We start from the raw sequence: 20072 nt of genomic DNA, 5'->3' as shown, positions 1-20072 counted from the left end.
ACTCAGACTCGCCGAGCCCTCCGCTTGGCGTGGTCGTGAAGGAACTCAATCCAGTAGCTGCCCTTGGATAGTGCTTGTGTTGGCCCTGGCAGCCTGCGAAAACTCGTCTGTCAGCTCGAAGCCCAATGCCCGTCGGCCTGCCGCGACGGCCACGCTTAGAGCGCGACCCGTGCCGCAGAACGGGTCAACAACGAGTCCGCCGGGCGGACACGAGCTGATGATCCGAGGCCGGATCAACTCGGGCGGGAAAGTAGCAGAATGTCCGTCTGATCCCGCGCGCACGTTGACGGTCACCACGTCGCGTGCACCGTCCTCGACCTCCGAGACCTCGTAGTGGTAACTGGCCCGCCCCTCCTTGGGCCTCTTCACGAAGTGGAAGAAATGTTCGTGCGCCAAACGAAGGCGATCTTTCTCTGGACGTGGAGGCACGTTTGGCTTATGCCAAATGAGGTCGTTGCGCAGGATCCAGCGCTGCTGTTGCATGGCGATAGCAAATCGTGCTGGCACGAGGAGAAGTTGCTTCTCCTGTCGGTACCCCCCCATCGGGGTCTTCCGCCGCGCTCGCGGCTTGCCACCCATACCTTGTCGGCCATCCATCCGGATACTGGACCATCGGGCGAAGTAGGTATCTCCAAGGTTGATCCACATGCTGCCCCTAGGCTTTAGCGCCGAGGCGCCACGCTGGAATATCTCAACCAGATGGTCCACAAACCATTCGGGCAACGGTTCCAGGCCCAAGCAGCCGCCATGAAGACGATACCAGTCGTAACTGGGCGTTTCAGACGGCTCGTTGCCTTCGGCCACCCACTCCCTCAGGATCTCCTCGTTGTGGTCCTGACCATAGGTGCGGAGGCCCCAGTAAGGCGGCGACGTGATGATCAAATCAACCGACTCGCAGGGCAGCTTCGCGAGCAGGTCGTAGGCATCACCCTGCCACACCTCGGCGACGAGGTCACGGGGCGGCTCGGGTGTGTCTACGACTGGCTCAGCGGTCATGCCCGGGATTCTAGGGCCGCTCACCGGACACCCGTCACCAGGTCGTCGGCGAGGCGGGCCCTGGCCGTGCGCAGCGCCTCGACCCGCGACTCAGTGGGGTTACGTCCCGCTAGTTTGATCTCACGGTCTGCTATTGGGTGCTTAAATGATCGCTCATTGCGTTTCAGCCGAAAGTTCACGCCGCTACCGGTTGGCGCCATTTCATTTGATGATGCCTTCACAACTTACGTTTCTCCCATTTGAACTGGGATCGTTAGATGTCGATCGCCTTCCTGGCATCTGACCTCACGTACGAATGCCCGTCAAGTCGTTTCGGCATGATCTATCGACAGATGCCGGCTTCAGCCGGCAGCGTGTGCGTGCAACCTGAATTCTCTGCAGCATCCGGAGCGGTTCGGTCGGTTCGGTCGGGAACGGCCCATGACATCATCCGCGACCGCCGATGCTTCTGCTCCACCCGTGCTGCCCTTGAAGACAAAGGAGGTTGGGCAAGACTACGTCCAAGATCACACCGCTGTGACTGCGGGAGTTGAGGATAGAACAGCGAGGCAGCCCGCGTCCCGGATCGGGACGCCGAGTACTGGCAGACGGCGATCACCACCGTCGCCGCTCACCGCTGGTCCGACGCCCACGATGGACGGCCTGTTTGGCCCGCTACTTCACGCCGTCGGCTTCAGAGACCATCTGAGGATGAAGGCCGAGACGTCAGCCGCCAGCCCGATAGGGCCGAGAAATCGACGAGGCGTAGGCGGCAGGCAGTCGTACGCTTGCGCGGTACACCAGGGAGGATGACGTGCGTAGAGACTAGTCTCCGATCCCGGCCAGAGCATGACTCGATCTCGCCCGTCAAACCGGTTCAGCACGGGCGCCTCAGCGGATACTGCGGCCGATCACTTCGCGATGCCGGTCGCCCGAGACGGCAATGCGGGCCTGGGCATCGGCCGGGTCGTGCACCGCACCGACAAAGCCGTCGTCGCTACCGATCTTGCGGCCTCGCCCCCGGGCTCCGGGCTCACGGTGTTCCACCGGTCTCACGCCAGCCGTCCTCGAAATTCCCCCTCGGCGTCCCGGCGCCAGCACGCGGCGGCGCGCCCCCCGCCGGTCCGCGCCGGCGTCCCAGGTATTCACCAGCACCCCCGTTACCGCGGCGATCCGCTCCACGGTAGCGCCGTCGAGGCTGATGCCCAACCAGCGGGCCTGATCGGCGTCTGAAGTCGGCGGCGGGTCGGCGAGATATGGGGAATCCATGGCCGCCACGGTATCCGGGCTGTCCGACGACAACCGGCCCGCCCGATACAGAGCGGCTGCTATTCCCTGCTCGGTGGCTTGTCGCCGGCGGTACCGCCGGTCTGCCGGGCTCCGGGCTTGCCGGGACGGGCGGTGTAGTCGCGGGTGAACGCGGCGGCGACGGAGAGCACCTTTTTGCCGGTGACGGGGTCGATGCGGGCCTCTCGCTCCTGCCGCGCCCGTGCAGCGCGGGCGACCAGCTGCTGGTGCTCGTCGCGCGGCAGTAGGGGTTCGGGAGCGTGGCGGCGGCCACGCAGGCGCTTGACCTCGGCGCGCTGGGCGAGGGTCCGGCGGGCGGCGTGGCCGGCCGATACGGCCCCGCCGGTCTGGTTGCGGCATGGCTTGCCGGGGCCCGCCAGGCATCTGGGACAGGTCAGAGCCCGGACCTGCTCGGTGGTGACCTTCACGTCCGGGGTGTAGCGGCCTCGCCATTCAGTCGGCTTGGCCTTGCGGACCCTGCCCCGGTTCGCCCCGGCGCCGCCGGCCGTGCCACCCGAGCTCCCCTGCTTCGGTACCTTCCCGCCGGCCGTGATGCCCAGCACCTCGCGCCACACCGCAACGGTCCCGCAAGGGCTCGCCGCCGCCTGCTGCTTCTTTCCCTTGCTCACCCGCGCAGCGTACGGCTCGACCGGCCCTTGACGGTGCTACGACGCGTCAGCCCCGCGCCTGCAGGGTGCCGGGGTTCCGTCGGCGGCAGCAGAGGTTGCGGAACCTGCGTTCTACCTCTGATCTGCGAGTCAACCCGCCGGAATCCGACCCGCACGGCGGCGCTCCCATCTGCCCCAGATGGTGGTCGCGCTCGCGTCATGCGGAACGTACGGTCCGATGGTGACCGCCGCGACTCCTTGGGCCCCGCTCAGCCGCCGCCTCGCCGGCCTCGGCCCCGATGACACCCAGCACGAGGGCATCCCGAGCTACCTGCGCGATGAGTTGGAGCACTGGATCTACGACTGCTATCCCGACGACACGTACGAGCGGAACCGGCTGCAGGCCACGATCAAGTTTCGGCTCCGGCTGAACGAGCTGCCGCAGCCGGCGCAGCTCGACGATGACCAGCTCCTCAACATGATCGACGCCCTGCTGGCATGGGGCATCCGACGTCAAGACTGGCAGTTCAAGCAGCTGCGTGAGCTTCTCACCGCCGGTGGCGCCGGCTGGCGGATCAACGCCACCGGTGACGGCTTGGAACGGCGCGTGGACGACACCGTCACCGCAGCGGTGACCGACACGGTCCGCGACGCCGGCGCTGAAGCCGCCGAGCATCTGCGGATCGCCTGGCAGACCGCCTACGGACGGCACCCGGACCCGGACAAGGCATACCGGGAGGCGGTGCTCGCCGTCGAGGCCGTGGCGTGTCCGCTGGTCTCTCCGAACAACAGCGTGCCCACTTTGGGCACGGTGATCCGCGACCTGAGCAGCCAGAGCTCCAGATGGGCCCTGGCCTTCGGCAACAGAGCGGGGCTATCAGCGGGGCCGGAGCGGCTGATCGAAATGCTGCGGCTGCTGTGGGAGGGCCAGTCCCGTCACGCTGGCGCCGCCAATTCCCGCCGGCAGACGCAGGCGGAGGCCGAGGCCGCAGTGCACTTGGCCGCGACCCTCGTGCAGTGGCTGACCAGCGGGGTCCTGTATCAGCGGTGAGGGGAAGCTCTCGAGACCGCTTCCAGACAGGGCCCCGGCTATCTGGCCATGACACGGACGGCCACGGACGAGCAGCAGGGCCGGCTCGCCGGGGTGTGCCCCGCTGCCGTACGAGATTTGACCGACCCGGCGCACGATGCGGCAATCTGGGGTTGCTCCGTCGGCGAGCCGATACAGGAAGAGAGGCCCATGCATCGGGCGGGGCCACCTTAGGAGCACAAGATGCTCTACACCACAGAAAAAATCACGGTCCCCGCCGACGGGGATTACATCGCCACCATCCCCGGCGGGTGGCAGGTCGGCATCGTCGTGGACGGCCAACCGGATCCGGCACCGATCGAGTCGACGTTGCCCGACGCCTCTGGCCAGCTGCACCGCCGGGATCTGGTCGGGCTCTGGACCGAGCAGCAGGTGCGCGCGGCGCCGCCTGGTCTACAGCTGCGGCTTGGGCGCGTCGTCGGACCGGGCGCGGCGTAGCGGGCGCGTACGGGCTGGCGCCGCCAGCCTGTCACCGGGTCGCGCCGGATCCGGACCGGCGCAGCCGTGCAACGGTGTGCGCCAGCCCTCCTTCTTGCACCGGCAGCTCCTTCGCCTGCACTTCACCAGCGTAGGGAGGGCGTGACGGCAATCAGGAGCCGTCAGCTCCGGGGGGAACGAGGAGGTCTGCCATGTCCACTGAGGCACGCACCAGCACCGTCCCGGCTGCCAGCGGCCCCCGTGGCGTTCGGCCCGTCAGCCGTACGCGCCCCGGCGCGGACGAGGTCGGCAAGATGCTGATGCTGGTGAACGCGACCCTGGTCGGAGTCCCCAGCGCCTACCTGGCGTCGGGATCGTTGGCAGTCACCGCGCTGACCGTCGCGACCGCGTGCCTCACGCTCATCGTATACCTGTGGCGTGGGCGCCCCGCCGTACCGTGATCTCGAGAGGACACGAGGACCTGGGCGGAAAACCTTGACGAGCCGTTGCACGGCACCGCCGACCTGATGCACTCCGCTGATAGAACCAGGATAGAACCGGGGAGCTCGGTGGCCATCGAGCTCCCCGGTTCTATCCGGAACACGGAGAGCTCGGTGGCCGCCGAGCTCCCGGGGCGGTCCCGGTACAAGGGCCGGACCGACCATCCGCATCGTTCACCGGGACGGCCAGCGGGCCGGGATCCTGCCCAGTCGGGCCGGCTGGCCACGCCACGAGGTCGTAGCGCTCGGCGAGGTGGCTGCCGCAGTCCAGGGCCCGCTCGCCGCCACCGTCGAACACCATCCCGGCACTGCGGTCGATGTCCCCGATGACGAACTCCTGCTGGGACGCCGGCCCGCCCAGCCCTTCGCTGGCGCTCTTGGGCCTCCATACGTGTCCGGGGGAGATCAGCACGACCGAGTCGCAGGCGGCGTACAGCGGCTTCGGCGTAGCGCCGGGCGGCCTCGCGCCTCATGCCCGACCCCACGGTCAACCAGTCGGCGGCCGCCTGTATGAGCGGGCCGGTCGAGTCAGCGGGGTGTCGCAGCGGGGCCGGCTCCGCCGACGCGTATCGGCGCCTCGCGGATGACCCAACGCCGTACCGCACGGCCGCCGCGCTGTTCACCCTTGTCGACCGGCAGCTCCGCGCCGGATCCTGGCGTCGGTGTCGCGTAGGAACGGCGCGGGCACCCGGCGTCGGACGTTGCGGTTCAGGCAGGCCGCCAACGGAATGTTGAACACTACCGCGATCGGTGGGCAGCCGTACCCGTAGCCCAGTCGCAGCAGCTCCTCCCGGTGGGCTGGGCTGGCGTTGGTCGCGTCCGCCACGGTCGTCTACCCGAAGGGCAGGCGCCCCTCCGCCGGAGTGTGCAGCGGCCCGCATCGCGCACGGCGTGGCGGCCTGACAGCCGGCGTCGCCGCTGGCCGAGGCCCGCAGTGCGTCGAAGCTGACCACCTCGTCGGGGCGCGCCCCGGGCTCGCCGGGGCGAGGCACGCGGGCCGCTTGGCCTTCAGCCGCAGGCCGGCGCCGACCTCGTACAGCAGGTGGACGGCGGCGAGGGGCCTGTTTGACGCTGGACGAGCTGGCCTTGGTTGGTGTTGGTGGCCAGGGCGCACCGGTCGAGGTGCCGGTGCAGCGCTGCGAGGGCCGTCTCGACCGCTGCGATGGGGCACGCGGGGCGCAGCGGAACCGCTTCTCCGATCGCGGTCCGAGCCATCGCGCTCCACAGTGTTCCGATCCGCTGAGTGCCAGCCGGCTTTTAGCCACGCCTGAACGACGTTATCCGCTGAGATGATCACATTGCTCAACGGATCAGGGCACTTATTCCTTGAGTGCAGCATGAATGCGAGAGGGCTGTGTCGGTCCTGCCCATTACGCTGTACATGCACATCGAAACATGAAGATCATTTGAGGATGGCAGATGCGCGTAACCAATGCGAAGGTCACCAAGTACAAGAGCGTGACCGACTCCGGGGAGTTCCTCGTCGATGATCACCTGACGGCGCTGGTGGGCAAGAACGAGGCCGGCAAGACCGCCGTACTGGAGGCAATCTACCGCTTCAATCCCCTCCCCAGCGGCCATCCGACCACCTTCGAGCCGCTGCGGGACTACCCGCGCAGCAGCTACAACCGGGACAAGGCGCAGATCAGCTCGGCGGAACCGGTCAGGCTGACCTTCGCGCTCGACCCAGACGACGTCGCGACGGTAGAGGCGGAGCTCGGCAAGGGCTGCGTGACGGCTACCCATGTCGAGGCCGCTCGTCGCTACGGCAGCAAAAGCAGATGGTGGTCGGGCTCGGTCATCGATGAGGCGACTGTGATTGGGCACCTCGTGGACAAGGCGGGACTCGACCCCGGGAAGTACGCCAAGAAGTCGCTAGCCGAGACGGTCAACGCGCTGCGCGCCGAGGAAGAGCCACCGGCGGCCGCCATCGCGCTCGCTGACGACCTGGACGAGCGCGACCTGGAAGCTGAGGCCCGGCGGATCCTCGGCGGCCGGCTTCCGAAGGTCCAGTACTTCGACGAGTACAGCGTGCTGCCCGGCAGCGTCTCCATTGAACGCCTACAGAACACCGACGAGGACGACCTGACGCCCGGCGAGCGCACTGCCCTGGCACTGCTGCGGCTGGCCGGCGTCGCCAGCGAGGAGTTCGCCGAGGCGGACTACGAGGCCCGCAAGGCGTCGCTGGAGGCCGCCGCAAATCAGCTCACCGACGAACTGTTCGAGTACTGGACGCAGAACCAGAACCTGTCCGTCGAGCTGGACATCGAGTCTCGTCCCGTGCCGCATCGGCCGACTCAGCCGGAGCCGTGGCTGCAGATCCGAGTCCGCAACGCGACCCACCGAGTCACCCTGAACATGGCGGAGCGCTCCAAAGGTTTCATCTGGTTCTTCTCCTTCCTCGCCGCGTTCTCTGAGTACGCCGAGGAGGACCGCCGGGTGATCTTGCTCGACGAGCCGGGCCTTAACCTGCATGCTAAGGCGCAGAGCGACCTGCTGCGCTACATCGACGACCGGCTGGCTCGCGACCACCAGGTCATCTACTCCACTCATTCGCTGTTCATGATCCAGCCTCACCACCTGGAGCGGTGCCGCACCGTCGAAGACATCCCCCGCCAGGGCACCCAGGTCAGCAACGATGTATGGGCGGCCCGCCCCGAGACCGTCTTCCCGCTCCTCGGCGCCTTGGGCGTAGACATGTCCCAGGCACTGATCGTCGGTCCCGACCAGCTCGCCGTCGAAGGGCCGGCCGACGTCGCCTACCTCACCATTATGAGCGACCTCGTCCGGGAGAAGGGCAAGACTCCTCTCGACCCCCGATGGACTATCACGCCGGTCGGCGGCCTCGACAAGATACCCACGTTCATCGCGCTGCTGGGCGCCAGCGACCTGAACGTCGCCGTCATCATGGACGTTGCCGCCGGCGGCAACCAGAAAATCACCAGCATGGTCCAGCGCGGGCTACTGCCCAAGGAACACCTCATTCCGCTAACCGACATCACCGGCACGTCGGAGGCGGACATCGAGGACCTGTTCAAGCCGGACTGGTACCTGAAGCTGCTTAAGGAGAGCAAGGTCGGCATTGTGGCGAAGAGCAAGCTCAGCGGCGGCGGCCGGATCGTCAAGCAAGTCGAGATCGCACTGGGCAACCGCTTCGACCACTACCAGCCCGCCAGCTACCTGATGCGCTCGGTCACGACGCTACGCACAGAGATCGACGACGACGTCATCGAGCGGTTCTCTCAACTCTTTGCCCGGATCAACGGCCTTCTCCGCGCGTAGACGTGGCCAAGCTGATCCTGGACCTCTTCGAGGCGTGGGCCGGCATCGCGGTATGCGAGGTGCCGGCCCTCACCGACGAGCGGCGGTCACCAGTACGGCGACATCCATGGATACCGAGCATCCGCCGTATGGGTACGGCCGGGGTGGGCGGCCGTTAGGGTCGTCGCGGGATCGCGACGCGGAGGCGCTGCGGCGAGTGTTGCGCCGAGCTGGCCTGCGGGATTGTCGACTATGGATCTGCTGATAGGGTCGGAAGCCTCTCGGCGGCATCTCCCGCCCGCCGGTGATCTACAGGGAGTGAGCATGAGCCTGCCGACACCGCAGGGCCGTCAGCACGACGTGGTTTACATGGCCGGGCGAGGGCACCATGTCATCCTCGGCACCGCCGGCACGGGCAAGACTGTGATGGCCGTGCACCGTGCGGCGCATCTGGCCGACCCGCGAACCCGGAACAGCGGGCCCACGCTGTTACTGACCTATACCAACTCTCTGGTTTCCTACTTGCGGCACTTCGCTGCCGGCCTACCCGGAGTCACGGTCGAGACGTACGGCCGGTTCGGCCGCGGATATCTGGCCGCCCGTGGCCGGATGGGCAACCACCAGATCGCGACCCCGAATCAGCGCCGCTACTACGTCGAGCAGGCGGTCAAGGCCACGGCCACCACCTACCGCCCGAGCACGTTCTTCGACCGGGCGACCGACTTCTTCCTTGACGAGCTGGAGTGGATCGACGGTAACGGCTTGGCCACGCTGCCCGACTACCTTGCAGTGCGACGCGTCGGCCGGATGGAGCCACTGCAGCCGTCGCAACGGCAGGCAGTTTGGGCAATCCGCATGCACTATCTCGCCACCCGCGCCGGGGCCGGGCTACCCTACGACTGGGCCGGCGTGCCGTCCGCGGTGCGCGCGGCGCTCGCTGACGACCCGCAGCCGCGCCGGTACAAGCACATCGTGGTCGACGAGGCGCAGGACCTGTCGCCGGAGGCGATCCGCTCCCTCGCCGCGGCTATCCCAGGCGACGGCAGTCTGACCTTGTTCGCTGATTACGCCCAGCAGATCTACGGGCAGCGGGTGTCCTGGCGGTCCTGCGGTCTGACGGTGGCCAAGACCGAGGAGTTCCTCGACAACTACCGCAACAGCCCGGAGATCGCCCGGCTGGCCATCGGCATGAGCGAGATGCCGCATTTCCAGGACTCCGCCGACCTGGTCGAGCCGCGGGCACCGCAGCGAGCCGCTGGCGCGAAACCGACGTTGGTCCGGTACTCGTCGGCCGAGGTCGAGGCACCGGCGGTCGCGGCGAACGCCGCCAGCTTCGGCAAAGTGTCCCGGGTCGGCATCCTCACCCGCACCCGCGCCGAAGCCCGCAGGGCCTCGCGAGGCATCCCCGGAGTCCGCGCGCTGCACGATGGCCTCGACCAGTGGGAGATCACGGCAGGGGTATACGCCGGCACCTATCACTCGGCGAAGGGACTGGAGTTCGACGTGGTGTTCCTGCCGTTCTGCGGCGCCGACCGGTGCCCCAACCCCGAGACAGTGGCCGCGTTCGGCGATGACGAGGCCGCCGCCCGGGAGAGCAGACTGCTCTACGTCGGCGTCACCCGCGCCCGCGACGAACTCATCATCACCCACACCGGTGAGCTGACCCCGTTACTCCCGTCAGCTAGCTCGGGCCTCTACCAGGTGACGGTAGCCCGATGACCGCGCCGCTCGACCTCGCGGTCGCCGCCGAGCTGACGGAGATGAAACTTGCCCGGCTGGCTCACTTCACCCCTGCCCGGAATCTACCCCACATCATCGTCGACGGTCTCCTGCGCAGTGTCGCTGACCTGGCCCAGGACGTGCGGGCCTGCTACAGCGCCACCGACCTAGACCGGTTGGACGGCCGACCCGACCGAGTGTGCTGCAGCCTCCAGTACCCGAACGGTTTCTACTTCGACAGAGCCAAGGGCAAGGCGGCCTCGGTGAACTACCCTGACTGGGTCTGCCTGCTTCTGGACAAAATGGTCGCCGCAGCCTCGGGCACGCTGTTTTGCCCGCGCAACGCCGCAGCGTCGGCCGGCATCGCCCGGCCGGGTGTCGACGGCCTTCGCGCCTGCTATGCGGACACGGTGGTCGGGCAGAAGGTGTACACCCGCGGGCCGAACCACGACCCCGGCAGCCCGACCGACGTACAAGCTGAAGTGCTGGTCGTTGCGCCGGTGCCAATGTCGGTGATCCGTGCGATCGTGTTCCCCAGTGAGGCAGCGGCAGAAGAGGAGTACGGACGTTTGGACCGCTTTGGTGTAGCCCTGCCGGACCACGTGAACTACGTGATCTCGTCCGACATGTTCGACAAGTGGTCGATCACCAGAGCTGTTCAGAACAGCCAATACTTTAGCGAGACCCCCTGGTCTCCCAAGGCGGCATGATGACTGCAAACACCCGCCTGAGCGCGCAGGTCGCGACAGGCATGTTCCTGGGCGCCGCGGTCGGCGACGCGCTCGGCTGGCCGCAGGAAGCCCGCGGCGGCCTGATCGGCGGTCAGAAGGAACGCGACCGCGCCAAGCCGCAGATGACCTTCCGCAGTTGGATCCGCCACGCCGGGCATTACTCCAGCCGCTACCGCGACCTTGTGCAGCCAGGCGAATACAGCGACGACACGCAGCTGCTACTCGCGACCGCCCGCGCTTGCCTGGCCGGTGACCGCTGGTGGCAGCGGCTCACTGAGGCCGAACTTCCGACCTGGTTGCTCTACCAGCGCGGCGGCGGCGGGGCAGTACTGCGCGCAGCCGGGGCATGGGCCTCCGGCCGCCCACCCTGGGATCTTGGAAAGTCGGCCCGCTCCCAGGATGCACGGGACAGATACCGCAACGCGGGCGCCAACGGCATCGCCATGCGCATCGCTCCCCACGTACTGTGGGCCGATACCCCCCGCGCCCTCATTCACCGTGTCGTGCGTGACGGCATCACCACTCACGGGCACCCACGAGCCCTGGTCGGCGCACTCGTCTACGCTTTCGCCCTGCGACACGCCGCCCAGACACAAGCCACCCACGGATTCGGCGACAGCATCGGAGCGGCCGCTGGCGGCCTAATCGACGCCGACCAGATCCTCCAGGAACTGCCTGCCAGTTGGGCCACCAGCAGCGAACTAGATCACTTCGCCGACGCCTGGCGCGACACCAACAAAGAAGCACAGCAACTGTTAGAAATCATCGCGGACTCGCTGCAGCAGGGCGCGATGAGCAACCCCGAGAGCACCCTCGAACGAATCGGCTGCACTGATCCCAAGGTCAACGGCTCCGGGACTGTCACCGCAACAGCCGCCATCTACCTAGCAAGTCGATTCGCTGCCCGCCCTCAAGGCGGCCTGCTAACCGCGGCGTTCCTGCGCAAAGCCGACACCGACACGCTGGCATCGATGACCGGCGCGATACTCGGCGCCTTGCACGGCATCGACTGGCTCGGCGATCTCGCACTCACCGTTCAGGACGCCGCCTACCTCGTCAAGATCGCCGAACACAGCCAAGCGCGAATTAAGGACCCTCATCACTGGCCGGAATTCCAGCCACGTCACCTACGCGAAGGGCTGAAACGCACGCTGCTCAACGCGTCCGCCGACAACGCTTCCTCAAAGCTGCACGAATTCCCTGACGGGCGCCGTTTCCGCATCGCCGAGCTCAAGGCCCTCGATGACGGCGTTCTTCGCACACGACTGCAGCTTAGCGACGGTCAGACCGTCCTCATCGACGCGCCGGTACCTGATTCCCCGCCCCCACTCGCCCCCGCCGATCAACAAAGCGGCAGACGCCACGACGAGTCAAGCGCGCCCACGGCCACCGCTTCAGCGGATAAAGATGTATCGCCGGAAGCAGCCGTCATCCTCGCCGCCCGGAGCCTCACTCGGTCAGCCGCGTTCTACGCCCAGCTCATCGGGCGTGACATCCCCGTACGCTCCGGCACAGCTCACATCGGTCCGGGGCTTCTACTCCAGCAACAGGCTGCCGATGCTCCGATCGACACCGCATCAGTCAGCGTGCAGATCACGGTTAGCCTACTTTCCGACGTTGCAAGACGGCTTGGACTGAAGACCCAACACGGTGAGGGAGGTCCTCAGGACGTCCTCGAAGTCAAGGACCCGGACGGACGCATCGTGCGGGTCAGCCAACGCCACACCCGTACTCAACGGGACATGAAGCCAGAACGTTGAGAAGGAAGCCGACAGTCCTCGTTGCGCCCGCTGTTTGTCGGCGTAGCCGAGCTAGTTCATCGACGAACCGAGCTTGACGGTTCGGCGTTTGAAGGGCACGGGACCGCCTTCCAGGTGGTACAGCGTCAGGACGTTGAGGTCGTGGCGTTCGAGGGAGCCGGTAGCTTCGACGACGCCGTTGTTCGCGTCCGAGGTGAGAGTAATGATCATTTCGGCATCGGCGGAGACGACTAGGCCAGGGCTGCGGGTGGCGAAGATGTACTGCCGGCCACCGCGCAAGTCGCGCAGTTTCGCGACAAGGTATTCCTCGATCCACGGGGCGTGGAGCGCGTCCTCGGGCTGGTCGATGATCAGAGGGTCGTTGCCGTCGGCGAGGGCGATAATGAGGATGGCGGTGCACTTCTGGCCGTGCGCGAGCCGCTCGATCGGCACATAGCCATCGTTGGCCTGCTTGCGGAACTCGACGGACAGGCCGTCGTGCAGGTCGAGGGTTTGCAAACGCAGGAAGTCCTCGATGATGCCTTTCTCCCGCACGTGGTCGAACAGGGTCTCGACGTGCTTGCGTTCGGCGCCGGTAGCGGTACACACGCCGTCGACGTCGTCGGCGAGGAACGAGCGAACCAGTTTTACCGGCAGAGTCTTTTCGCAGATCAGCTTGAGCACCGGGGCGCGCAGCCGGGATCCCTTGGCGATGGCGGTCAGGTCGGCCAGATAGGCTGAGTCGTCGTTCTCAGAGAGCATCTTGATCCGGACAATGCCGCCCATCAGCTTGTTGAGCGCCTTGATCCGTTCTTCGCGCCGCCGACGGCGTGCTTTGCGCGCCTCGAGCAGCTCGGCGATCAACTCTTCCCGATAGGTCGTGGCGACGGCCAAGTTCGGCAGAAACTCGTCGTTGAGCTGGGTCCGCTGGGCGTCGAGCTTCGCCTTCTCCGTCTGAAGTTCCACCAGCCGGGTGCGCAGCGCGGCGAGGCCCTTGTTGTCGATGTCGATGCGACTGACCGCCTCGGCGAGTTCCTGGTCGAACTTCCGGTACCGCTCGACCCACTCCTGCCGGACGGCGACAAGCTCCTTGTTCACCACCAACAGGACATGGGCTACCTGCGCGTTGGCCGCCTCGGTCGCCTCCCGCAGCTGCTTGTACGCCGCCTGCACTCGCTGGTAAAGATCTTGATTGTCGGCGACCGCGGCCGAGCCCCGGAACTTGTCCCCGCCTTCGGTACGGGCGGTGATCTTCAGTTCGGGGATGCCGACGACCGGCTCAAAGAGGGCCTTCTCGGCACTCCACCTTGCCTGCATCTTGATGGTCTCGCCGTCGAACAGGCCGGACAGTTCCTCCAGCCGCTTCTCGACGTCTGGGAGGGTCTCCAACCTGGCGCGAACCTGTCCGATCTTGGACTCGAGCGAGCCGATAAGTCGGCCGTTGTCGATGAGCCGGCCGACCGCGTCCGATTCGCGGATCTCGAACTCGGTCAGGTCGAGCGCGGCGTCGATGAGCGCCATCCGGCCGACCGGCGTTCGGGCGTACTCGATCACCTCGCTCTGCGAGAAACCGGTGATCGCGATCCGGCCGGCCAGGCCCGTCAGCTGCTCGGTGTCGCCAATGAACTCCGGCTGGGTGGAGCCGTCCTCGAAGTACGCCCGGCGCACGAGGCACCGCGCGTGGCCACGGGTGAGGACGACCTCGACAGTCGAGCCGGAGGTGAGGGCGTACTTGAGCCGGGAGTCGACCTCCGTGCGGACCTGAGGGAAGTCGCCAGCGTCGGTCTGCTGGTCGAGGGCGAACCGGACCAGCTCAATCAGCAGCGACTTGCCGGCGCCGGTCCCGCCAAGCAGGCAGTTGAGGTCACACGAGAACCGGAACTGCTGCCCGTCGAGGAACCCACCGGTCACGGTCACCGACTCGATCACCGTGTGCTCCGGCGCTCCGGGCTCGTCCAGGCGGACACGCAACTCCGGATCCGCCAGTGCGTGCCGGAGGCCGCGCAGGTCGGGCCGCGACGCCTTGATCCAGGTTCGACGATGACCGATGCCGCGCAGGACATGCCAGCTCACGCCGGGTGCGGTGGTGTCCGAGCTGCGGACAAGCGCAAGCTCGCGCCGGCCGTCGAGCCGCGTCTTGATCCGCTCGGCCTCGGTGACGTCGACGATCTCCACCGCGCTGATGGCGTCGTCGAGCAGCGTCTGGTTGATCCGGTCAGCGACGGCGAGGCGGAGCAGGCCCTTCTCCCGGTCGGCGTGCGCCGGGATCGCCAGGCCGCCTCGGGCGGCAATGATCTTTGCGGTATCGCCGAAGCCCTTGTCCAGGGCCTTGTGGAGGTCACCGTGGTCGGCGCGGACAACGCCGAGTTCGACGAGCACGTCCTCGAGATGCTGGGCCGGGGTGCCCACCTCCCAGATGGCGAGGAGGTGCCCTTCGGCCGTGCTGAGTTCCAGACCGGGCAGCACCACGAGCGTCGTGTCGCGAGCGGCCTCGGCCATCCGGTCGCACCAGCCCGCTGTGTTGTGGTCGGTGACGGCGATCGCGTGGAGTCCGGCGGCGATCGCCGCGTCGACGATCTGCCGGGCCTCGGTGGCGCCGTAGGTGTGCACGTCAACGTCGCGCGAGGCTGGGGTGTGGACGTGGAGGTCGACGGCCCAGAACCGTGCGGGTCCGTGCTTCGCGCTCACTGGCGATGCTGCCTGGCTGCTTTCCGTTGGTGCCGTTGCTGACGTCAAAGCACTCGCTCCGTGATCATTCGCCGCCGTCTGAGCGTCCGGCTCGATACCCTAACGCTCGGTGAGCTGAAGAAGAGGGGCGACACTCGCCCACACGTACGGACAGGCGCCAACCGGATGAAGGTTCACCGGACCATTGGCTCGACCAGCCGTCCGATCCGCCGAGGCGTTCGGGCTTGGCGGGGTGGTCGGCCGCACCGTTCAAGGACGAAGCCAACCATCCGCACGTTCCGTTACCGAGGCGTGCTGAAGCCTGCAGGCCTTCTGGCCCTGATGGTCGGCAGCCGCATCGTGTCCAACGGCTGCAGCACCGCGCCGACGCGTCCTTCGACCCGACGCACGAGAGTCACCTCGGTGTCCGGGATCAGCGGCACCACCATCAGGCGGGTCCAGCGTGTGGCCCGACCGGCTGGTACATGCTCCTGGATACGGTCGTTCACGCTGGCCAGTCCCGACCGGACCGCGCTCAAGACGTAGCGAACGGCGTTGTTCGAGTCGGCCGCGATGTAGACGGCCGCCACGAACTCCGACCACAGCTTCTCCTCCACGATCTGTAGCAGCGTCGCAGCCGCCGGGATTCGTCGCAGAAGGCTCGCGCCGGCAAGGTCGCAGGCGGTGTCATACGCCTCCGGGCTCAGCGCCCGCCCTCGGCGGGTCACTCTTCGTCCCCGCTGTCGTCCAGATCCGCACGTATCCGGTCGGCTCGGCGACGTACGGCCCGCCATTCGGAGACGAGATCGGAGACCGCGGCGAACATGCGCTTCATCTCGGGATCGTCGTAGCCCTTGGTGTCGACCAGCGCGACGCCCTCGCCGTCAACGACCTCGCTCAGATTGGACCTCGCTCAGATTGACCGCCGCGGCGTACAGCTCATCGAGGCGGTCGGGAACTGATCGCGGCGGCGAACAGGTCCTCGGGACTCTCGTGCGTGACGCTCCGCTCGTCGGAGATCTGCGCGAGCTCCCACAGCCGGCTAGAACGTGATCCCGAGCCCTTGGTAAGCAGCGACGGTGCGGCCGAACCCGTCCGTGGACTCCAAGACGGTCACCGACCCGAGGTCGGTGGTCAGCCGCAAGAAGCTCAGCCACCCCGGCGTCTCGGTGCCCCGGTCCTGGATGGAGTCGGCGTGCGGGTTGTGCGAGACCATGTCGGCGGTCCTCGGCGCCATCTGGTCGATCACGTCCTCGGCCGAGTCCATCTCGAAGGCACGATCTACAACAAGGACGGAACCGTCCGGCTGATCGACTTCGATCACAGTCGCTGCGGCCTCGCCGCCCTTCACCTCATACGACTCTCCACCCAGATTTGGCCGCTGCGCCCGGATCTACGTACGAGCTTTCTCGAAGGCTACGGCGAGGTCACAGCCAGGGCGCAACACGCAGCTGTGTCCACACTTACTTTCTAGTAAAGCTGCCGCCCCAGCACGCCTGCGCACCGGACTGGTCCCGGGGCCCTCGGCATGTTGGTCCTGAGCATCTGAGTTGTTGCCGCGTGGCACCAGCCGTGCTCGGTACTCGACTTTCAACGGGTTACATGAGCCGGGCGGTGCCATTCCGGCTTGGCGCCGGTACGCAGGGAGCTGCCTGCTCCCAATCTGCTCCCAATTTAAGGGGCAACAGTACGGAAGCCCGTTACCGGTGAATCCGGCTACGGGCTTCCTACCTGCACATACTTACGGTGGGCGATACTGGGATCGAACCAGTGACCTCTTCGGTGTGAACGAAGCGCTCTCCCGCTGAGCTAATCGCCCTCAGCGCGCATGACTCTACCCGATCACCCGCCCGGACCAAAAACCGGCCCTCAGTGCGTCGCGAGGTAGTGCAGCGCCTCCGCCACCACGTCGATGCCGAAGCTGTACTTGAGCGACAGCCACACCACCACGGAGACGAACGCGAGCCCGACCGCGCCCAGCACGAACCGCACCGGCAGCGACCGCCTGGTCACCCAGCGCGTCCAGGCGTTGACGTGCCGGCGGGTGAACGCGAGCAGCCGTCGCGCCCAGTGGAACTCGACCGCCCAGACGCCGAGGCCGGCGATGACCAGCAGCCAGCCGGGGCCGGGCAGCGGGATCAGCGCGATCCCGACGGTGACCACGATGGCGCCGAGGATGCCGATGAAGATCTTCAGGGCGACGCGGCCGGTGGGATTGGCGCGGATGAGGTCGAGCGTGGTGTGCAGGCGTCCGCGCCAGCCCCGCCGCCGTCGGCGCTGCTCCATGAGAGCGCCTTGCGACCGCCCTTCCACCGGCACCTCGTACCCCCGACTTTCGGCTGCTCGGACCGCACCTTTCGGCGATTCGGCCGTGGTCCGCGACGTCACCGAGGAGCCCCTCGTGACCATTTCCACCCCCAGTGTCGCGCGGGACCGTCACCCCTGCTCACGACTGGACGTTACCGGAGTAAGTCGACGACTGAACCACCCGTTGCCGGGCGGAACGACGGAGTGGGCGGAACCGGAAATTCTACGCGGGGCCAGGCGGTCCCGGGGGCTTTCGGAACCCCTTCCCACCACTGGGTGAAGTCAGCGTATGGCGGAGCGTAGCCAGGAGCAGCACCTGAGTATGGGAAAAGCGGGACACGCGCGTTCCGCAGCGGTGCCGGGGGGAGAACGTCCATGAGTGTCATCCGACCGACGACCGTAGAGGTCGAGACGTCGCTAAGGCTCGTCGCGCCTGACGCCACCGCCTTGCCGGTGCGTGCCAGTCTGCGTTACGACCCTGCTGACCCGTATGCGGTCCATGTCCTGTTCCATGCCGAGTCTGCCGGAGGCGAGGCGGTGAGCTGGTCGTTCGCGCGCGAACTGCTGGTCACCGGGCTCGACGAACCGGCCGGCATCGGTGATGTGCGGGTCTGGCCGTGGGCCACCCCGCGCGGCGACTTCGTCGCGCTGGCGCTGTCGTCCCCGGACGGCAATGCCCTGTTCGAGGTTCCGCGCAGCGTGCTGGTGCGCTTCCTGCGCCGGACCTACGTCGTCGTCCCGCGCGGCCGCGAGGCCGAGCACCTGGACGTCGACACCGCGGTGAACCGGCTGCTCGCCGGTCGCTGACACGGCGGCACCCGGGGCCGCGCGGATCTGCCGAGTCCGCGCGGCCCCGGGCCGTCTGCAACCGGGGGTACGCCTCAGCCGCGCGTGGTGATCCCGCCGTCGACCGGGATGACCGCTCCGGTCAGGTACGCGCCGGCGCGGGACGCCAGGTAGATCGCCGTGCCCGCCATGTCCTCGGGCCGCCCGATCCGGCCCAGCGGCACCTGCTGCTCGATGGCGGCGCGCGACTCGGGGTCGTCCAGCGCGAACGCCATCATCTTGCTCTCGAACGGTCCGGGTGCGATCGCGTTGACGGTGATCTGCTCACCGGCGAGCTGGTGGGCGAGGCCACGGGTGAGCATGTGCACAGCCGCCTTGGTGGCCGAGTACGCGTACACCTCCATCCACGGCACCCGGATGCCGTCGATCGAGCCGATGTTGATCACGCGGGCCGGGTCGTCGGCGCCCGCCGCGGCGCGCAGTTGCGGCAGCAGCGCGGTGGTGAGCCGGAAGACGGCCTTGACGTTCACCGCCCAGAGCTTGTCGAAGGCGCTCTCCGGGTACTCCTCCAGTGGCGCACCCCAGGTGGCGCCCGCGTTGTTGACCAGCACGTGCAGCCGGTCGTGGCGCTCCCGCACGGCCTCGGCCAGCGCCAGCGCGCCCGCGTCGCTGCCCAGGTCGGCCGGGATCGCCTCGCAGTGGCCCTCGGCGGACAGCTCCTTGGCGACCGACTCGCACACGTCCGCCTTGCGCGAAGAGATGATCACCTTGGCGCCGGCCCGGACGAAGCCGCGCGCGATCATCAGCCCGATGCCGCGTGAGCCGCCGGTCACCAGGACCGTCTTGCCGTCGACCGAGAACAGATCCGTCATGCCCATCCCATCGCCGTCGCCCGGCCGCGGGCCGGTCGGCCGGGGCCGCGTCGGCCGGGTGCGCAACGCACGCCGGCCCGGGTCTTACCGATCGGTAACCTAACCGTCCGGCTCGGGTGCCGACAAGAGCGGCCCGGGCGGGTGAAACCGTCGAGATGCAACGTGCGGGCGGGCCGGTTACCGTCGGGATGATGGTCACTACCGGTCAGCCCTCCCCGGCCACCCGCACCGGCCTGCCGGAGTTCCGCCCCGGCGCCGACGAGATCGTCACCGGTGTGCTCGGCGACCTCGCCGCCGAGCCCGGCTGGCCCCGCCCGGTCCTGCTCGACCGCGATCTGCTGATCCTGGTCACCCACGGCCACGGCACCGCCGAGCTGGATTTCCGGCCGGTTCGCTGCCGTCCGGGCACGCTGCTGCGCGCGCACCCCGGCCAGGCGCTGCGGTTCGTCGGCGCCCAGCTCGACGCGACTGTGGTGAGCTGGCGGCCGGACGCGCTGCGCGGCCTCGACGTCGACCCGGACGCGGTGCCCGCCCACCGCCAGCTCGCCGGTGAGGACGAGGACGCGGTGATCAGCGAGGTGAGCCAGCTCGCCGTGGACGCCGACCGGCACGCGCTGGTGCCGGCCGCCGCGGCGCTGCTGCGCCACCAGCTCGCCGTGCTGCTGCTGCGGCTGAGCCTGCTGCCACATCCGGGCAACGGCGCGACGCCCCGGGCCGAGACGGAGACGTTCCGGCGGCTGTGCCGGGAGGTGGAACGCGGCTACCGGCACACCCGCCGGGTGGAGGACTACGCCGCCCGGCTCGGCTGTTCGGTGCGTACCCTGACCCGGGCCTGCCTGGCGGTGACCGGCCGCAGCGCCAAGCAGGTGATCGACGAGCGGGTGGCGTTGCAGGCGTGCCGGCTGCTCGCCGCCACCGACGAGTCGATCGCCGCGATCGGCCGGGAGCTGGGTTTTCCCGAGCCGACGAACTTCGGCCGCTTCTTCACCCGGGAGGTCGGGGTGAGCCCGGGGACGTTCCGGGCCGAGCGGGAACGCCCGCTGCCCGTCCGTCTGGTGCGGCCCCGGCCGCCCGCCGACTCCCCCGTACCCGGCGGCCAGGCATGATGGCACT

18 protein-coding genes and 1 tRNA gene are annotated in these 20072 nt (G+C 67.8%); 9 read left to right on the top strand and 10 right to left on the bottom strand.

The genetic code is table 11. The features are described from left to right. Window positions 1-45: 45 nt before the first annotated feature. The 3 genes from V6U82_RS21165 to V6U82_RS21155 all read right to left on the bottom strand — a co-directional run bounded on the left by V6U82_RS21165 (window position 46) and on the right by V6U82_RS21155 (window position 2891). Window positions 46-996 (bottom strand): DNA-methyltransferase, encoded by a 951-nt coding sequence (locus V6U82_RS21165; RefSeq protein ID WP_334463795.1) that lies wholly within the window; start codon window positions 994-996, stop codon window positions 46-48. Window positions 997-1866: 870 nt separating this feature from the next. Next, on the bottom strand, window positions 1867-2244 hold the full coding sequence (locus tag V6U82_RS21160) for a hypothetical protein (RefSeq protein ID WP_334463794.1): 378 nt from the start codon (window positions 2242-2244) through the stop codon (window positions 1867-1869). Between the two features lie 59 nt (window positions 2245-2303). After that, window positions 2304-2891, bottom strand: coding sequence for a hypothetical protein (locus V6U82_RS21155; RefSeq protein ID WP_334463792.1), 588 nt, complete (start codon window positions 2889-2891; stop codon window positions 2304-2306). A gap of 220 nt (window positions 2892-3111) precedes the next feature. Here V6U82_RS21155 and V6U82_RS21150 point away from each other — a divergent pair, with 220 nt between their 5' ends. The 3 genes from V6U82_RS21150 to V6U82_RS21140 all read left to right on the top strand — a co-directional run bounded on the left by V6U82_RS21150 (window position 3112) and on the right by V6U82_RS21140 (window position 4838). Then, window positions 3112-3921, top strand: a complete 810-nt coding sequence (locus tag V6U82_RS21150; RefSeq protein ID WP_334463790.1) for a hypothetical protein — start codon at window positions 3112-3114, stop codon at window positions 3919-3921. A gap of 222 nt (window positions 3922-4143) precedes the next feature. After that, window positions 4144-4398 carry a hypothetical protein gene (locus tag V6U82_RS21145; RefSeq protein ID WP_334463789.1) on the top strand — a complete coding sequence of 85 codons (255 nt, stop codon included), beginning with the start codon at window positions 4144-4146 and terminating at the stop codon, window positions 4396-4398. 191 nt (window positions 4399-4589) lie between these two features. After that, the gene (locus V6U82_RS21140) at window positions 4590-4838 is read left to right on the top strand and encodes a hypothetical protein (RefSeq protein ID WP_334463787.1); all 249 of its coding nucleotides are present in this window, start codon (window positions 4590-4592) and stop codon (window positions 4836-4838) included. Window positions 4839-5496: 658 nt separating this feature from the next. On the opposite strand, the gene V6U82_RS31580 is transcribed toward V6U82_RS21140, so the two are convergent. Beyond that, on the bottom strand, window positions 5497-5703 hold the full coding sequence (locus V6U82_RS31580; RefSeq protein ID WP_442933451.1) for an AAA family ATPase: 207 nt from the start codon (window positions 5701-5703) through the stop codon (window positions 5497-5499). Between the two features lie 593 nt (window positions 5704-6296). Here V6U82_RS31580 and V6U82_RS21135 point away from each other — a divergent pair. The 4 genes from V6U82_RS21135 to V6U82_RS21120 all read left to right on the top strand — a co-directional run bounded on the left by V6U82_RS21135 (window position 6297) and on the right by V6U82_RS21120 (window position 12348). Beyond that, on the top strand, window positions 6297-8159 hold the full coding sequence (locus V6U82_RS21135) for an AAA family ATPase (protein WP_334463785.1): 1863 nt from the start codon (window positions 6297-6299) through the stop codon (window positions 8157-8159). Window positions 8160-8462: 303 nt separating this feature from the next. Further along, window positions 8463-9857 (top strand): 3'-5' exonuclease, encoded by a 1395-nt coding sequence (locus V6U82_RS21130; protein WP_334463784.1) that lies wholly within the window; start codon window positions 8463-8465, stop codon window positions 9855-9857. Beyond that, window positions 9854-10567: a DarT ssDNA thymidine ADP-ribosyltransferase family protein gene (locus V6U82_RS21125; protein WP_334463782.1), complete on the top strand. Its 714-nt coding sequence runs from the start codon at window positions 9854-9856 to the stop codon at window positions 10565-10567. Before V6U82_RS21130 ends, V6U82_RS21125 begins: the two co-directional genes overlap by 4 nt. Further along, window positions 10567-12348 carry an ADP-ribosylglycohydrolase family protein gene (locus V6U82_RS21120; RefSeq protein ID WP_334463780.1) on the top strand — a complete coding sequence of 594 codons (1782 nt, stop codon included), beginning with the start codon at window positions 10567-10569 and terminating at the stop codon, window positions 12346-12348. Before V6U82_RS21125 ends, V6U82_RS21120 begins: the two co-directional genes overlap by 1 nt. A 51-nt stretch (window positions 12349-12399) precedes the next feature. Here V6U82_RS21120 and V6U82_RS21115 read toward each other — a convergent pair whose 3' ends face one another. The 5 genes from V6U82_RS21115 to V6U82_RS21095 all read right to left on the bottom strand — a co-directional run bounded on the left by V6U82_RS21115 (window position 12400) and on the right by V6U82_RS21095 (window position 17403). After that, entirely contained in the window at window positions 12400-15015 is a 2616-nt protein-coding gene (locus V6U82_RS21115; protein ID WP_334463778.1) for a PHP domain-containing protein, read from the bottom strand. A gap of 281 nt (window positions 15016-15296) precedes the next feature. Next, window positions 15297-15611, bottom strand: a complete 315-nt coding sequence (locus V6U82_RS21110) for a hypothetical protein (protein WP_334463777.1) — start codon at window positions 15609-15611, stop codon at window positions 15297-15299. Between the two features lie 425 nt (window positions 15612-16036). Beyond that, window positions 16037-16345, bottom strand: a complete 309-nt coding sequence (locus tag V6U82_RS21105; protein ID WP_334463776.1) for a hypothetical protein — start codon at window positions 16343-16345, stop codon at window positions 16037-16039. A 396-nt stretch (window positions 16346-16741) separates the two neighbouring features. After that, a tRNA-Val gene (locus V6U82_RS21100) sits at window positions 16742-16813 on the bottom strand. A gap of 50 nt (window positions 16814-16863) precedes the next feature. Continuing rightward, complete coding sequence (locus tag V6U82_RS21095) at window positions 16864-17403, bottom strand: TIGR02611 family protein (protein ID WP_334463774.1); 540 nt, start codon at window positions 17401-17403, stop codon at window positions 16864-16866. Between the two features lie 273 nt (window positions 17404-17676). Between V6U82_RS21095 and V6U82_RS21090 the strand changes: the two genes are divergently transcribed. Then, on the top strand, window positions 17677-18108 hold the full coding sequence (locus V6U82_RS21090) for an SsgA family sporulation/cell division regulator (RefSeq protein ID WP_007457244.1): 432 nt from the start codon (window positions 17677-17679) through the stop codon (window positions 18106-18108). 74 nt (window positions 18109-18182) lie between these two features. Here V6U82_RS21090 and V6U82_RS21085 read toward each other — a convergent pair whose 3' ends face one another. Next, window positions 18183-18959: a glucose 1-dehydrogenase gene (locus V6U82_RS21085; protein ID WP_302905750.1), complete on the bottom strand. Its 777-nt coding sequence runs from the start codon at window positions 18957-18959 to the stop codon at window positions 18183-18185. A 188-nt stretch (window positions 18960-19147) separates the two neighbouring features. Between V6U82_RS21085 and V6U82_RS21080 the strand changes: the two genes are divergently transcribed. Then, window positions 19148-20065, top strand: a complete 918-nt coding sequence (locus V6U82_RS21080; protein WP_334463769.1) for a helix-turn-helix transcriptional regulator — start codon at window positions 19148-19150, stop codon at window positions 20063-20065. The last annotated feature ends 7 nt before the right edge of the window (window positions 20066-20072 follow it).

Source organism: Micromonospora sp. CPCC 205554, assembly GCF_036902745.1.
Lineage (GTDB): Bacteria > Actinomycetota > Actinomycetes > Mycobacteriales > Micromonosporaceae > Micromonospora > Micromonospora tulbaghiae.
The sequence above is the reverse complement of the archived record's forward strand: the minus strand, read 5'-3'. Positions and strand labels throughout refer to the sequence as shown.

Bases quoted from the DNA above. Each gene is read 5' to 3' on its own strand.
- V6U82_RS21130 (WP_334463784.1), top strand. From the start codon at position 8,463: ATGAGCCTGCCGACACCGCAGGGCCGTCAGCACGACGTGGTTTACATG.
- V6U82_RS21125 (WP_334463782.1), top strand. From the start codon at position 9,854: ATGACCGCGCCGCTCGACCTCGCGGTCGCCGCCGAGCTGACGGAGATG.
- V6U82_RS21090 (WP_007457244.1), top strand. From the start codon at position 17,677: ATGAGTGTCATCCGACCGACGACCGTAGAGGTCGAGACGTCGCTAAGG.
- V6U82_RS21085 (WP_302905750.1), bottom strand. From the start codon at position 18,959: ATGACGGATCTGTTCTCGGTCGACGGCAAGACGGTCCTGGTGACCGGC.
- V6U82_RS21165 (WP_334463795.1), bottom strand. From the start codon at position 996: ATGACCGCTGAGCCAGTCGTAGACACACCCGAGCCGCCCCGTGACCTC.
- V6U82_RS21135 (WP_334463785.1), top strand. From the start codon at position 6,297: ATGCGCGTAACCAATGCGAAGGTCACCAAGTACAAGAGCGTGACCGAC.
- V6U82_RS21095 (WP_334463774.1), bottom strand. From the start codon at position 17,403: ATGGTCACGAGGGGCTCCTCGGTGACGTCGCGGACCACGGCCGAATCG.
- V6U82_RS21145 (WP_334463789.1), top strand. From the start codon at position 4,144: ATGCTCTACACCACAGAAAAAATCACGGTCCCCGCCGACGGGGATTAC.
- V6U82_RS21080 (WP_334463769.1), top strand. From the start codon at position 19,148: ATGATGGTCACTACCGGTCAGCCCTCCCCGGCCACCCGCACCGGCCTG.
- V6U82_RS21160 (WP_334463794.1), bottom strand. From the start codon at position 2,244: ATGGATTCCCCATATCTCGCCGACCCGCCGCCGACTTCAGACGCCGAT.
- V6U82_RS21120 (WP_334463780.1), top strand. From the start codon at position 10,567: ATGACTGCAAACACCCGCCTGAGCGCGCAGGTCGCGACAGGCATGTTC.
- V6U82_RS21140 (WP_334463787.1), top strand. From the start codon at position 4,590: ATGTCCACTGAGGCACGCACCAGCACCGTCCCGGCTGCCAGCGGCCCC.